The sequence below is a fragment of the Mycolicibacterium palauense genome (genome assembly GCF_002592005.1).
Classification (GTDB): Bacteria; Actinomycetota; Actinomycetes; order Mycobacteriales; family Mycobacteriaceae; genus Mycobacterium; species Mycobacterium palauense.
Map to the genome: position 1 here is coordinate 48,240 of NZ_NVQF01000033.1, position 13,445 is coordinate 61,684.

The 13,445-nt window shown below is 71.9% G+C and carries 13 protein-coding genes; 10 read left to right on the forward strand and 3 right to left on the reverse strand.

Annotated features, from left to right (window positions below; all coding sequences use genetic code 11):
• Positions 1-52 precede the first annotated feature (52 nt).
• A complete protein-coding gene (locus CSR00_RS14990; RefSeq protein ID WP_245906041.1) occupies positions 53-445 on the reverse strand; it encodes a DUF1844 domain-containing protein in 393 nt (130 codons plus the stop codon).
• A gap of 266 nt (positions 446-711) precedes the next feature.
• Here CSR00_RS14990 and infC point away from each other — a divergent pair, with 266 nt between their 5' ends.
• The 4 genes from infC (at position 712) to CSR00_RS15010 (ending at position 2,881) form a co-directional block, all read left to right on the forward strand.
• Positions 712-1,350 carry a translation initiation factor IF-3 gene (gene infC / locus CSR00_RS14995; protein WP_099023201.1) on the forward strand — a complete coding sequence of 213 codons (639 nt, stop codon included), beginning with the start codon at positions 712-714 and terminating at the stop codon, positions 1,348-1,350.
• Between the two features lie 72 nt (positions 1,351-1,422).
• Positions 1,423-1,617 (forward strand): 50S ribosomal protein L35, encoded by a 195-nt coding sequence (gene rpmI, locus CSR00_RS15000; protein ID WP_099023202.1) that lies wholly within the window; start codon positions 1,423-1,425, stop codon positions 1,615-1,617.
• Between the two features lie 56 nt (positions 1,618-1,673).
• Positions 1,674-2,063: a 50S ribosomal protein L20 gene (rplT, locus tag CSR00_RS15005; protein ID WP_099023221.1), complete on the forward strand. Its 390-nt coding sequence runs from the start codon at positions 1,674-1,676 to the stop codon at positions 2,061-2,063.
• Positions 2,064-2,083: 20 nt separating this feature from the next.
• Positions 2,084-2,881 (forward strand): TrmH family RNA methyltransferase, encoded by a 798-nt coding sequence (locus CSR00_RS15010; RefSeq protein ID WP_099023222.1) that lies wholly within the window; start codon positions 2,084-2,086, stop codon positions 2,879-2,881.
• A 51-nt stretch (positions 2,882-2,932) separates the two neighbouring features.
• Here CSR00_RS15010 and CSR00_RS15015 read toward each other — a convergent pair whose 3' ends face one another.
• Positions 2,933-4,027 carry an oxygenase MpaB family protein gene (locus CSR00_RS15015; protein ID WP_099023203.1) on the reverse strand — a complete coding sequence of 365 codons (1,095 nt, stop codon included), beginning with the start codon at positions 4,025-4,027 and terminating at the stop codon, positions 2,933-2,935.
• Positions 4,028-4,231: 204 nt separating this feature from the next.
• Here CSR00_RS15015 and CSR00_RS15020 point away from each other — a divergent pair, with 204 nt between their 5' ends.
• Positions 4,232-5,143: an adenylate/guanylate cyclase domain-containing protein gene (locus tag CSR00_RS15020; protein ID WP_099023204.1), complete on the forward strand. Its 912-nt coding sequence runs from the start codon at positions 4,232-4,234 to the stop codon at positions 5,141-5,143.
• 17 nt (positions 5,144-5,160) lie between these two features.
• On the opposite strand, the gene CSR00_RS15025 is transcribed toward CSR00_RS15020, so the two are convergent.
• Positions 5,161-6,741, reverse strand: coding sequence for an FMN-binding glutamate synthase family protein (locus CSR00_RS15025; RefSeq protein WP_407662449.1), 1,581 nt, complete (start codon positions 6,739-6,741; stop codon positions 5,161-5,163).
• A 265-nt stretch (positions 6,742-7,006) separates the two neighbouring features.
• Here CSR00_RS15025 and pheS point away from each other — a divergent pair, with 265 nt between their 5' ends.
• The 5 genes from pheS to argJ form a co-directional block, all read left to right on the forward strand.
• The gene (gene pheS / locus CSR00_RS15030) at positions 7,007-8,068 is read left to right on the forward strand and encodes a phenylalanine--tRNA ligase subunit alpha (RefSeq protein ID WP_099023206.1); all 1,062 of its coding nucleotides are present in this window, start codon (positions 7,007-7,009) and stop codon (positions 8,066-8,068) included.
• Positions 8,068-10,566 carry a phenylalanine--tRNA ligase subunit beta gene (pheT, locus tag CSR00_RS15035; protein ID WP_099023207.1) on the forward strand — a complete coding sequence of 833 codons (2,499 nt, stop codon included), beginning with the start codon at positions 8,068-8,070 and terminating at the stop codon, positions 10,564-10,566. Before pheS ends, pheT begins: the two co-directional genes overlap by 1 nt.
• A 5-nt stretch (positions 10,567-10,571) precedes the next feature.
• Positions 10,572-11,099, forward strand: a complete 528-nt coding sequence (locus CSR00_RS15040) for a GNAT family N-acetyltransferase (RefSeq protein WP_099023208.1) — start codon at positions 10,572-10,574, stop codon at positions 11,097-11,099.
• Between the two features lie 41 nt (positions 11,100-11,140).
• The gene (gene argC, locus CSR00_RS15045; protein ID WP_099023209.1) at positions 11,141-12,175 is read left to right on the forward strand and encodes an N-acetyl-gamma-glutamyl-phosphate reductase; all 1,035 of its coding nucleotides are present in this window, start codon (positions 11,141-11,143) and stop codon (positions 12,173-12,175) included.
• A 23-nt stretch (positions 12,176-12,198) separates the two neighbouring features.
• The coding region (argJ, locus tag CSR00_RS15050) for a bifunctional glutamate N-acetyltransferase/amino-acid acetyltransferase ArgJ (RefSeq protein ID WP_099023223.1) at positions 12,199-13,445 on the forward strand (1,247 nt) is incomplete at its 3' end.

Here is a 13,445-nt window from a genome sequence, read left to right on the forward strand (position 1 = left end):
TGCCCTCAACCCGCGAAACACGTGGCAGGCGCGGGTGACAGGTGCCGCCGGGCTACCAGACCGGCCCGGTGTACTTCTCGCCCGGTCCCTGCCCGGGTTCGTCGGGCGCCACGCTGCCCTCGCGGAACGCCAACTGCAGGCTCTTCAGGCCGTCGCGCACGGGACCCGCGTGCGGCCCCAGGTACTCCGCCGAGGCGGACACCAGCCCGGCCAGCGCGGTGATCAGCCGGCGCGCCTCATCGAGATCGCGGTGCGGGGTGGACTCGGGGTCACCCGTATCGTCGGGGGCCAGGCCGAGCTTCTCGGCGGCGGCGCTCATCAGCATCACCGCCGCGCGGGTGATCACCTCGACGGCGGGGATCTCGGCAAGGTCGCGCACCGCTCCGGGATTGCCGGGCCGCGCACCGTCGGCGTCCCCGGTCGCGATTCTGGGATCATCGGTCATGCCTGCTAGACTGGCATGCGCGACCGTCCCGGCGTACGCCAGGGACAGCAAGTGGAGTTCCGCTCCCACCGTTGGCCACCGATTCGTCGGCAGGCTCAGCGGTCCGGTCATCGGCACCACCGGGTGCCGGTTCTGCGTACGGAGGTTACTCCGGCGCAGGCGGTTTGTCGCCGCGACCGGTCGGCTCGGGCCCTGCTTCGTGCAGGGCCTTTCTGCTCGATGAGCAGCGCTGATGGTGTGGTATCCCGAGGGCTGTTCCCGTCCGCATGGCACGGCCCGACCACAGGAACAATGAGGGAGGCCCCATCAGCACTGAGACCCGCGTCAACGAGCGCATTCGTGTACCTGAAGTCCGACTGATCGGCCCTGGCGGGGAGCAGGTAGGCATCGTGCGCATCGAAGATGCACTCCGCGTCGCCGCGGACGCCGATCTGGATCTCGTCGAAGTCGCACCGAACGCCAGGCCGCCGGTCTGCAAGATCATGGACTACGGCAAGTTCAAGTACGAGACGGCACAGAAGGCACGCGAGTCTCGCAAGAACCAGCAGCAGACCGTCGTCAAGGAACAGAAGCTGCGTCCCAAGATCGACGACCACGACTACGAGACGAAGAAGGGCCACGTGGTCCGCTTCCTCGAAGCAGGCTCGAAGGTCAAGGTGACGATCATGTTCCGCGGCCGTGAGCAGTCCCGGCCCGAGCTGGGCTACCGCCTCCTGCAGCGCCTGGGCGCCGACGTGGCCGACTACGGCTACGTCGAGACGTCCGCCAAGCAGGACGGCCGCAACATGACGATGGTGCTCGCGCCGCACCGCGGCGCCAAGACTCGCGCCAAGGCGGCACAGCAGGCCGGGGGTGCGCCGGCACAGGGCGACGACGACTCCGCGGCCGAGGCGCCCCAGGCCTGAGCGGCTGCGCTGCCACAGACCCCGCCGTCACGCGACGGCACCCGTGAAACCAACACAACGAACTGAGGATCCATGCCCAAGGCAAAGACGCATAGCGGTGCTTCCAAGCGATTCCGCCGCACCGGAACCGGCAAGATCGTCCGGCAGAAGGCCAACCGCCGCCACCTGCTGGAGCACAAGCCCAGCAAGCGCACCCGTCGTCTCGACGGACGTACCGCCGTCGCCGCAACCGACGTCGCGCGCGTCAACAAGATGCTGAACGGCTGAGCGCAGCCGCTTCCACTGAACACCCGAACACCGACCACCGAGATTAGGAACATCCCATGGCACGCGTGAAGCGCGCACTCAACGCCCAGAAGAAGCGGCGCACAGTCCTCAAGGCCTCCAAGGGCTACCGCGGTCAGCGCTCCCGGCTCTACCGCAAGGCCAAGGAGCAGCAGCTGCATTCGTTGACCTACGCCTACCGGGACCGCCGTGCCCGCAAGGGTGAGTTCCGCAAGCTGTGGATCTCGCGGATCAACGCCGCCGCCCGCGCCAACGACATCACCTACAACCGGCTGATCCAGGGGCTCAAGGCCGCCGGTATCGAGGTGGACCGCAAGAACCTCGCCGAGATCGCCGTCAGCGATCCGGCCGCGTTCACCGCGCTCGTCGAGGCGGCCCGCGCCGCGCTGCCCGAGGATGTCAACGCACCGTCGGGAGAGGCTGCCTGACCCCGGTCCCCGGCCCGGCCCTGACCGAACGTTCGGCCCGCGTGGTTGCCGCAGCGAAACTGCTGCGCCACGCGGGCCGAAAACGTGCCGGGCGCTTCCTCGCCGAGGGGCCCAACCTCGTCGAGGCCGCGCTGGAGCGCGGTCTCGTCATCGAGGTGTTCGTCACCGAGGAGGCGGCCCTGCGCCACCGTGCTCTGTTGGCCGACCTGCTCGCCGGCCCGCCTGCCGCACACCCGCGGATCCCGCTGCACGCCATGACCGAACGGGCGGCCAAGGCGCTGTCGGACACCGTCACACCCCCCGGGCTGGTCGCGGTGTGCCGCCCGCCGGAGACCGATCTGCACCGGGTCTGTGCCGGGGCCCGGCTGGTGGTGGTGGCCGTCGGCGTCGGCGAGCCCGGCAACGCCGGAACCCTGATCCGGCTGGCCGACGCGATGGGCGCCGCGGCGGTGGTGTTCGCGGGCCACAGCGTCGACCCCTACAACGGCAAATGCCTGCGGGCCTCCACCGGGAGCATCTTCGCGGTCCCGGTGATCGTCGAACCCGACCTGGGGCTGGTGGTCGACGTTCTGCACGGCGCGGGCCTGCAGGTGCTGGCGACCACCGTCGACGCCGAGACGACCCTGGGGCGGGCGGGGGAGCTGCTCACCGCGCCGACCGCGTGGCTGTTCGGGTCTGAGGCCCACGGGCTCTCACCCGACGAGGCCGCCCTGGCCGATCATCGAGTCGGTATCGAGATGTCCGGGTCCGCGGAGAGCCTCAACGTGGCCTCCGCCGCGGCCATCTGTCTGTACCAGAGCGCCCGCGCGCAGTCCTAGGGCAGGCCGCGCCGGCCGATCTCGACGGCGAGCCGGCCGGGCAACCAGCGATCAGGCCGCCGGGCGGCGCCCCCGCGCCGGGCGGAGTCCGGCCAGCGAGAACGTGTGATGCACCAGTGAGCCGGCGGCCTCGACCAGGCCCCGTGGCAGCGGTGGCACCGGTGCGGGTGTACGGGCGAACAGTGTTCGCCGCCTAGGGAAGTAGTGCATCGGCATGCCCTTGCGGTCACGCGGGGGATCCATGAAGAACGGGGGCTCCACCAGCGGGGCGTCCCGGGCGGCGCGCCCGGCGGCCCGACGGTAGGCGGCCAGGGCTCGAGGATGCAGGCGGATCTCGTCGGGCACGGCCAGGAAGGCGACCTCGACGGCCTTGCCGAGCAGGCGCAGCAGGATCTCGTCCCCGGGTGTCCACCGCATGCCGGCGCGTTCGCGCACCTCCGGGTCGAACAGTCCCGCGGCGATCCAGCGTTGTCCGGCGACCAGCGGTCGGAACAGGTTGTCCCACAACGGGGTCGGCATCAGCACGAAACCGGGTTTGGGAATGCGGATGGTGAAGATGTCCCGGGTCGCCCGGTTGATCTCCAGGTCCTCGCGGCAGGTCCGACGCCAGTACTCCTGGAAGTCCTCCCACGTCGAGGGGACCGGGCGCATGCTCATGCCGTACATCCGGTACCATTGCACGTGCTCGTCGAACAATTGCCGCTTCTCGGCCTCGGTGAGCCCGCCGCAGAAGTACTCGGCGACGTTGATGACCATCATGAAGAACGTGGCATGCGCCCAGTAGAACGTTTCGGGGTTCAGGGCGTGGTAGCGGCGCCCCCGCGTGTCGGTGCCCTTGATGGTGTGGTGGTAACTCCTGATCTGTGCGCCGGTCTGGGCGGCCCGATCGCCGTCGTAGACCACGCCCATGATCGGGTACACCGAGCGGGCCACCCGCTGCAACGGCTCGCGCAACAGAATCGAGTGGTCCTCCACCCCGGCGCCCAGTTGCGGATACATGTTCTGGATGGCGCCGATCCAGACCCCCAGCAGACCGGTGCGCAGATCTCCGAAGTACTTCCAGGTCAGGGAATCCGGGCCGAGCGGTTGCGGGTCCCGCGGGTCGGCGGGTGTCGCCGCGGCTGCGGTCGTCGACGTGGCCTTCATCGCGTCCTCCTGAGGGCTGCCGGGTGCCCTCACGATAATGTTGACAACAGTCGTTGTCCACGATTTCGCGGCGCGGCGCATCCGCTGTTACCGAGCGGCGATCGGGCCGCGCTGCACGCGTGACCAGCGCGTTCCCACCGCGCACGCACGGTCGGGGACGCGCTGCGTTGCCGGGCTCTCGCGTGAGGTCCTACGCTGTGGCAAATGGACCCCGAGCGCACCGACCCGGAGTCCGGTGCCGGTGGGCTCGACGGTGCGGACCAGCGGGGAGTGGCCGGCTGGCTGCATGACACCAACCGCAATCCGAACCTGGTCGGCCTGATCCGCAGAGCGCGCCGGGTGCTGCCCGGCGACCCCGAATTCGGAGATCCGCTGTCGATGGCAGGCGAGGGCGGTCCGCGGGCGGCCGCCCGCGCGGCGGGCCGGCTGCTCGGCGACCGCGACGCCGCCTCCCGGGAATTCAGCCTCGCGGGCCTGCAGGTCTGGCAGGCGCTCACCGAGCGGGTGGGACGCCGCCCGGCCGACCGGGAGGTGACCATCGTCTTCACCGACATGGTGGGTTTCTCCGCGTGGTCGCTGCAGGCCGGTGACGACGCCACGCTGCGCCTGTTGCGTCAGGTCGCCGCCGCCGTGGAGCCACCGCTGCTCAACCGCGGCGGTCACATCGTCAAGCGCCTCGGCGACGGCATCATGGCCGTGTTCCCGGCGCCGACCATCGCCGTCGCCGCGGTGCTCTCGGCCCGCGACGCGATCCGCGGGGTCGAGGTCGACGGCTACACACCGCGGATGCGGTTCGGCGTGCACACCGGACATCCGCAACGCATCGGCGGGGACTGGCTGGGTGTCGACGTCAACATCGCCGCACGGGTGATGGAGCGGGCCACCCGCGGCGGGGTGATGGTGTCGGGCCCGACCCTGGAGCGCATCGGTGAGGAACAGCTCGAGGCGATGGGCGTAACCGCCCGGCGGGTACGCAAGCAGGTGTTCGGGCCCAAGTCCACCGGTGTGCCTCCCGACCTGGCGATGTACCGGTTGAAGGTGCGCCGTGACGTCAGCGGCGACCCGTATGGCGGCGAACATCAGAACGACCATCAGGACGACCACGAGGACGATTAACTCAGGCGCCGCCCGGCTCAGCAGAATTCGTCGGCGCAGGCCCGCATCCAGTCCGCACGCCAGGACTGCGGCGGGTGGTCGAGCAGCTGACCCGGCGTGAGCCACTCGTAGATCTCGGCGTAGGTGCGGGTGCCGTGCGTCTCGATGCGGCGGTTGAGCATCTCGGGTCCCAGGTCGGCGAAGCCGTCCAGGCCCATCGACGCCACGATCTGGGCCGCGCTGGCCACCGTGGCGCGCTGGAACTGGAACACCCGTTGGGTCTTGTCGGGGACGTGCAGGGCGCGGGCCCGCGCCGGGTCCTGCGTGGTGACCCCGGTGGGGCAGTGATTGGTGTGGCACTTGAGGGCCTGAATGCAGCCGACGGCGAACATCATGGCGCGGGCCGAGAGCGTGAAGTCGGCGCCCTGGCAGATCCGGCTGACGATGTCGACGCCGCTGGCGACCTTGCCCGAGGCGCCGACGCGGATCCGTTCGCGCAGGCCCGTGCCGACCAGGCTGTTGTGCACCAGCATCAGTCCCTCGGTCAGCGGCATTCCGACGTGGTCCTCGAATTCCTGCGGGGCGGCACCGGTGCCGCCCTCGGAGCCGTCGACGATCACGAAATCGGGGGTCACGCCGGTGGCCAGCATCGCCTTGCAGATCGACAGGAATTCCGTGCGGGCGCCCACACACAGTTTGAAGCCCACGGGCTTACCGCCGGAGAGCCGGCGCAGCTGCACCAGGAAGTCGATCAGCTCAAGCGGTGTGGAGAACGCCGGATGCGACGGTGGTGAGATCACGGTGCGGCCCTGCTGGACGCCGCGGGTGGCGGCGATCTCGGCGCTGACCTTGACCCCCGGCAGCACCCCGCCCAGGCCGGGTTTGGCGCCCTGGGACAGCTTGACCGAGATCATCTTCACCGCGGGCAGCGCGGCCTTCTCGGCGAACTGGGCGGGATCGAAGTTGCCGTCGGCGTCGCGGCACCCGAAGTAGCCCGAACCGAGTTCCCAGATCAGGTCGCCGCCGGGCCGCAGGTGGTAGGGGCTGATGCCGCCCTCGCCGGTGTCGTGGGCGAATCCGCCGCGCGCCGCACCGCCGTTGAGCGCCTCGACGGCGTTGCCCGACAACGCCCCGAAGCTCATCGCCGACACGTTCAGCAGGGCGATCTCGTAGGGCTGCGCGCAGTCCGGGCCGCCCACCCGTATCCGCGGGGCGGGATCCTCGGCGAAGCGGGCGCGCAGCGAGTGTCGCAGGAACTCGTACCCGGGGACGGTGACGTCACGCTCGGTGCCGAACGGTTCCTCGCCCTTGATGCCCTTGGCGCGCTCGTAGACCATGTCCCGGGTCTCGCGGTCGAAGGGGGTGCCGCCGGTGCTGGACTCCCCGAAGTACTGACGGAACTCCGGGCGGATCATCTCCATCAGGTAGCGGGTGTGACCGATGATCGGGTAGGCCCGCAGGATCGTGTGGCGGGTCTGCAGAAGATCCCACGTGCCCAGCGCGGCCAGTGCGCCCAGTGCGACGGCCGGCAGCCACCACCCGGCGGCGGCGGTCAGCGCCGCCAGCGCGCAGAGCGCGGCCAGCGCCCAGACGGCGAGGACGACGGCGGGTCTGGCCACGGCGCCGAGGGTAGCGCTGGGCCGCGGCCCCGGCCGAGCCGGCCATCGGGAAACCGTCGAGCCGGCCATCGGGAAACCGTCGAGCCGGCCATCGGGAAACCGTCGAGCCGGCCATCGGGAAACCGTCGAGTCGGCCACCGGGAAACGGCCGCGTGGCGCGCCGGGTCCATCACATATGATCGGCACCTGCATCCGGCCCGAGCCGAGGGCCGCCCGCCGTCGAGCGCGCTCGGCGGCCTTGTGACGACGTGAGGAGCCGCACCGCGTGGGTGACACACCCCAGGAGGTCGCCGACCTCTCCACCGTGTCGGAGGAGGCGCTTACCGCGGCCCTCGGTGCCGCCCGCGACGCCTTCGCCGACGCCGGTGATCTCGACGCGCTGGCCCGGGCCAAGACCGAGCACCTCGGTGACCGCTCGCCGCTGGCGCTGGCCCGGCAGGCCCTCGCGCGGCTGCCCAAGGCCGACCGCGCCGACGCGGGCCGGCGGGTCAACGTGGCCCGGTCGGAGGCCCAGCAGAGCTTCGACGCGCGGCTGGAGGTGCTGCGCGCCGAACGGGACGCGGCGGTGCTGGTGGCCGAGCGCATCGACGTCACGCTGCCCTCCACCCGGCAGCCCGTCGGCGCCCGGCACCCGATCACCATCCTGGCCGAGCACATCGCCGACACCTTCATCGCGATGGGCTGGGAGCTGGCCGAGGGCCCCGAGGTGGAGACCGAGCAGTTCAACTTCGACGCGCTGAACTTCCCGCCGGACCATCCGGCGCGCAGCGAGTCCGACACCTTCCACATCGCGCCGGAGGGCTCGCGCCAACTGCTTCGGACCCACACCTCGCCGGTGCAGGTACGCACGCTGCTGGCCCGTGAGCTGCCGGTCTACATCGTCTCCATCGGACGCACCTTCCGCACCGACGAGCTCGACGCCACCCACACCCCGGTCTTCCACCAGGTCGAGGGGCTGGCGGTGGACCGGGGGCTGACCATGGCCCACCTCAAGGGCACCCTGGACGCGTTCGCCCGCTCGGAGTTCGGTCCGGAGGCGCGGACCCGAATCCGGCCGCACTTCTTCCCGTTCACCGAGCCCTCCGCGGAGGTCGACGTCTGGTTCGCCAACAAAAAGGGCGGCGCGGGCTGGGTCGAATGGGGTGGCTGCGGCATGGTCAACCCGAATGTGCTGCGCGCCGCCGGTATCGACGCGCAGGAGTACTCCGGTTTCGCCTTCGGGATGGGCCTGGAACGGACGCTGCAGTTCCGCAACGGCATTCCGGACATGCGCGACATGGTCGAGGGCGACGTCCGCTTCTCGCTGCCGTTCGGGGTGGGTGCCTGATGCGGATTCCCTACAGCTGGCTGCGCGAGGTCGTGGCCGTAGGCGCCCCGGGCTGGGACGTGCCCGCCGCGGAGCTCGAGCAGGCCCTGATCCGCATCGGCCACGAGGTCGAGGAGGTCATCGCGCTCGGGCCCGTGAGCGGACCGCTGACGGTGGGGCGGGTCACCGGAATCGAGGAACTCACCGAGTTCAAGAAACCCATCCGCGCCTGCACCGTCGATGTGGGGGAGCCACAGGATCGCGACATCGTCTGCGGTGCAACCAACTTCGCCGTCGGTGACCTGGTGGTCGTGGCGCTTCCCGGCACCACCCTGCCCGGGGACTTCACCATCGGCAGCCGCAAGACCTACGGCCGGCTCTCCGACGGGATGATCTGCTCGGCCGCCGAGCTGGGGCTGGGCGCCGACCATTCCGGCATCCTGGTGCTGCCGGCGGGCACCGCCGAACCCGGCGCCGACGGCCTGGCCGTGCTGGGACTCGACGACACGGTGTTCGACCTGGCGATCACCCCCGACCGCGGCTACTGCATGTCGGTGCGCGGGCTCGCCCGTGAGATCGCCTGCGCCTACGGCCTGGATTTCGTCGACCCCGCCTTCGACCCGGCGCGGGTGCCGGCGCTGCCCGCCGACCGGGAGGCCTGGCCGCTGACCATCGACGCGGGTACCGGCGTCAGCCGGTTCGCCCTGCGGCCGGTCACCGGGATCGACCAGCACGCCGCGTCGCCGTGGTGGCTGCGCCGACGGCTGATGCTGTGCGGTATCCGGCCCATCTCGCCGGCCGTCGACGTCACCAACTACGTCATGCTGGAGCTCGGCCATCCGATGCACGCCCACGACCGGGCCCGCATCCAGGGCGGTTTCCGGGTCCGCTTCGCCCGCCCCGGTGAGACCGTGGTCACCCTCGACGACGTCACCCGCACGCTGGACCCCGCCGACGTGCTGATCGTCGACGACGTCGCCACCGCCGCCATCGGCGGCGTGATGGGCGCCGGCACCACCGAGATCTCCGAGGAGTCCACCGATGTGCTGCTGGAGGCCGCGGTGTGGGATCCCGCCGCGGTCTCGCGCACGCAGCGCCGGCTGCACCTGGTCAGCGAGGCCGGCCGGCGTTACGAACGCACGGTCGACCCGGCGGTGTCGGTGGCCGCGCTGGACCGCTGCGCGACCCTGCTGGCCGAGATCGCCGGCGGCACCGTCGATCCGGCGCTGACCGACTGGCGCGGGGAGCCGCCCCGCGAGGAGTGGTCGCACCCGGTGGTGCGGATGCCCGTCGACCTGCCCGACCGGACCGCGGGCATCGGCTACGCCGACGGGGTCACGATCGGCCGGCTGACCCAGATCGGTGCCCGGGTGAGCTCCGAGGGCCCGGAACTGGCGGTCACCCCGCCCAGCTGGCGGCCCGACCTCGTCCAGCCCGCCGACCTGGTGGAGGAGGTGCTGCGCCTGGAGGGCCTTGACGCCATCCCGTCGGTGCTGCCGGCGGCGCCGGCCGGCCGCGGCCTGACCGCGGCCCAGCGGCGCCGGCGTGCGGTCGGCAAGTCGCTGGCCCTGTCGGGCTACGTCGAGATCCTGCCGACACCGTTCCTGCCCACCGGAGTGTTCGACACCTGGGGGCTGCCCGCCGAGGACCCGCGCCGCCGCACGACCGCGGTGCTCAACCCGCTGGAGGCCGACCGGCCGCACCTGGCCACCACCCTGCTGCCCGGCCTGCTCGAAGCGCTGGTGCGCAACGTCTCCCGGGGGGCGGTGGACACCGCGCTGTTCGGCATCGCCCAGGTGGTGCGGCCCACCGAACGCACCGGCGCGGTCGAGCGGATCCCGACCGACCGCCGGCCCACCGACGAGGAGATCGCCGCACTCGACGCCTCGCTGCCGGATCAGCCCGTGCACATCGGGGCCGTGCTCACCGGCTTGCGCGAGCGGCGCGGCCCCTGGGGCCCCGGCCGGCCCGCCGAGGCCGCCGACGCGTTCGAGGCGGTGCGGGTGATCGCGCGGGCCTGCGGGGTGGAGGTCAGCCTGCGCGCCGCCCAGGAGCTGCCGTGGCATCCGGGGCGCTGCGCCGAGGTGCTCGTCGACGGGGTCGGCGTCGGCTACGCCGGACAACTGCACCCGGCGGTCGTCGAACGGGCCGGGCTGCCGGCGGGGACCTGCGCGGTGGAACTGGACCTGCAGGCCATCCCGATCGTCGGCGCACTGCCGGCGCCGCGGGTGTCGCCCTTCCCGGCGGTGTTCCAGGACCTCAGCCTCGTCGTCGAGGACACCGTGCCCGCACAGGAGGTGATCGACGCGGTCCGCGCCGGCGCCGGCGAGCTGCTCGAAGACGTCGCGCTGTTCGACGTCTACACCGGCCCGCAGATCGGGGCGGGCCGCAAGTCGCTGACGCTGGCGTTGCGGTTCCGCGCCGCCGATCGCACCCTGACCGAGGACGAGGCCAGCGCGGCCCGCGCGGCGGCCGTGGAGGCCGCCGCGGCGTCCACGGGCGCGGCGCTGCGGGCCTGAGCCCGATGATCATCCGGCCCGAGCGCGAATCCGATATCGACGCGATCCGCGACATCACCGACGCCGCGTTCGCCGAGGTGCCGCAGAGCCGGCAGACCGAGTCCGCGATCGTGGAGGCCCTGCGGGCCGCCGGGGCCCTCACCCTGTCACTGGTGGCCGTCGACGGGGACCGGCCCGACGGCCAGATCGTGGGCCACCTGGCCGTCTCGCCGGTGACTGTCGACGGGGACGCGCGGCGCGGCTGGTACGGCGGCGGGCCGCTGTCGGTGCGCCCGGACCGCCAGCGCCAGGGCGTCGGTTCGGCGCTGGTGCGCGCGGCGTTTTCCGAGCTGCGCGCCCGGGGTGCGCGGGGCTGCGTGCTCGTGGGTGATCCGCGGTACTACCGCCGGTTCGGCTTCGCCAGCACGGGGGAACTCGCGGTGGCCGACGTCCCCGCGGAGAACGTGCTGGCGCTGGCGTTGGAGGGGCCTATCCCGCACGGCACCGTGGTGTTCCACCCGGCCTTCGCCGCCGAGCGGGAGCCACACGAATAATGCATTTGCGTATCAATGCATAACCATGCAGACTCGTCGGCATGACGACTGTGGCCCTGGCCGGCGCGAGCGGCTACGCCGGCGGTGAGATCCTGCGGCTTCTGCTCGGCCACCCCGCCTATGCCGACGGACGGCTGCGGATCGGCGCGCTGACGGCCGCCGCCAGCGCCGGCACCGTCCTGGCCGAGCATCATCCGCACCTGCTGCCGTTGGCCGACCGGGTGCTCGAGCCCACCGACGCCGACACCCTGCGCGGGCACGACGTGGTCTTTCTCGGGCTGCCGCACGGGCATTCGGCCGCGATCGCCGAAGAACTGGGTCCCGACACCCTGGTGATCGACTGCGGCGCGGACTTCCGCCTCACCGATGCCGCGGAGTGGCAGCGCTTCTACGGCTCGGCGCACGCCGGCAGCTGGCCCTACGGACTGCCCGAGCTGCCCGGAGGCCGGGAGGCCCTGCGCGGCGCCCGGCGGGTCGCGGTCCCCGGGTGCTATCCGACCGCGGCGCTGCTGGCGCTGCTGCCCGCGGTCGCCGAGGACCTCGTCGAGCCCGCCGTCACCGTGGTCGCCGTCAGCGGCACCTCCGGGGCGGGCCGGGCGGCCAAGGTCGACCTGCTGGGCTCCGAGGTCATCGGCTCGGCGCGGGCCTACAACATCGCCGGGGCCCACCGGCACACCCCCGAGATCGCCCAGGGGCTGCGCACGCTCACCGCCAAGCCGGTGAGCGTGTCGTTCACCCCGGTGCTGATCCCCACCTCGCGCGGCATCCTGGCGACCTGCACCGCGCGCACCGAGGCGCCGCTGTCGCAGCTGCGTGCGGCCTACGAGAAGGCCTATGACGCCGAACCTTTCGTCCATCTGCTGCCCGAGGGACAGCTGCCCCGCACGGGCGCGGTGCTCGGCAGCAACGCCGCCCAGCTCGCGGTGGCCCTCGACGCCGACGCCGGGGTCCTGGTCGCGGTGTGCGCGATCGACAACCTGGTCAAGGGAACCGGGGGAGCGGCGGTGCAGTCGATGAATCTGGCGCTGGGCTGGCCGGAGACCGAAGGACTTTCGATCGTGGGAGTGGCGCCGTGACCGACGTGACCAACCGCCCCGAGGTGGCCGGCGGGCCGGCCCGGCTGGTGCGCAACCAGGGCGTCACCGCCCCGGAGGGTTTCCGGGCCACCGGGATCACCGCGGGCATCAAGGCCTCCGGTGCCCTGGATCTGGCGCTGGTGTTCAACGAGGGCCCCGACTACTCCGCGGCGGCGGTGTTCACCCGCAACCAGGTCAAGGCCGCCCCGGTGCTGTGGAGCCAGCAGGTGCTGACCACCGGACGGCTGCGCGCGGTGATCCTCAACTCCGGCGGGGCCAACGCGTGCACCGGCCCGGGCGGATTCCAGGACACCCACGCCACCGCCGAGGCGGTCGCGGCGGCCCTGTCGGACTGGGGCACCGAGACCGGGGCCATCGAGGTGGCGGTCTGCTCCACCGGGCTCATCGGTGATCGGCTGCCGATGGACAAGGTGCTCTCCGGCGTCACCGAGATCGTGCACGAGATGGCCGGCGGACTCACCGGTGGGGAAGAGGCCGCCCGCGCCATCATGACCACCGACACGGTGCCCAAACAGGTTGCGCTGCACCACCGCGACAACTGGACGGTCGGCGGGATGGCCAAGGGTGCCGGCATGCTGGCACCGTCGCTGGCCACCATGCTGTGCGTGCTGACCACCGACGCCGCGGCCGATCCGGCCGCGCTGGACGCCGCCCTGCGCCGGGCCACCGCGCACACCTTCGACCGGCTCGACATCGACGGCAGCTGCTCGACCAACGACACCGTGGTGCTGATGTCCTCGGGCGCCAGCGCGATCACGCCCACCCAGGCCGAGCTGGACGCGGCGATCCTGCGGGTGTGCGAGGACCTGTGCGCGCAGCTGCAGGCCGACGCCGAGGGCGTCACCAAACGGGTCACGGTCACCGTCGCCGGCGCCGCCTCGGAGGACGACGCGGTCACGGTGGCCCGCGTCGTGGCCCGCGACAGCCTGGTCAAGACCGCGTTGTTCGGTTCGGATCCCAACTGGGGCCGGGTGCTCGCCGCCGTCGGAATGGCCCCGGTGACGGTGGACCCCGACCGGATCGCGGTGTCGTTCAACGGCGCCCCGGTGTGCGTCGACGGGGCCGGTGCCCCCGGCGCGCGGGAGGTCGATCTGTCCGGCGCCGATATCGAGGTGCTGGTGGACCTCGGCCTGGGCGACGCTTCGGCCTCGATCCGCACCACCGACCTGTCCCCTGTCTGTCCGACACATCTGACGCTGCCCACCAGCCCCCTGCGGTCGACCTCTGGTTCGTCGCTTCCACACCTATA

Bases quoted from the DNA above. Each gene is read 5' to 3' on its own strand.
- CSR00_RS14990 (WP_245906041.1), bottom strand. From the start codon at position 445: ATGACCGATGATCCCAGAATCGCGACCGGGGACGCCGACGGTGCGCGG.
- pheT (WP_099023207.1), top strand. From the start codon at position 8,068: ATGCGGATTCCCTACAGCTGGCTGCGCGAGGTCGTGGCCGTAGGCGCC.
- CSR00_RS15015 (WP_099023203.1), bottom strand. From the start codon at position 4,027: ATGAAGGCCACGTCGACGACCGCAGCCGCGGCGACACCCGCCGACCCG.
- argC (WP_099023209.1), top strand. From the start codon at position 11,141: ATGACGACTGTGGCCCTGGCCGGCGCGAGCGGCTACGCCGGCGGTGAG.
- rplT (WP_099023221.1), top strand. From the start codon at position 1,674: ATGGCACGCGTGAAGCGCGCACTCAACGCCCAGAAGAAGCGGCGCACA.
- CSR00_RS15040 (WP_099023208.1), top strand. From the start codon at position 10,572: ATGATCATCCGGCCCGAGCGCGAATCCGATATCGACGCGATCCGCGAC.
- rpmI (WP_099023202.1), top strand. From the start codon at position 1,423: ATGCCCAAGGCAAAGACGCATAGCGGTGCTTCCAAGCGATTCCGCCGC.
- CSR00_RS15020 (WP_099023204.1), top strand. From the start codon at position 4,232: ATGGACCCCGAGCGCACCGACCCGGAGTCCGGTGCCGGTGGGCTCGAC.
- infC (WP_099023201.1), top strand. From the start codon at position 712: ATGGCACGGCCCGACCACAGGAACAATGAGGGAGGCCCCATCAGCACT.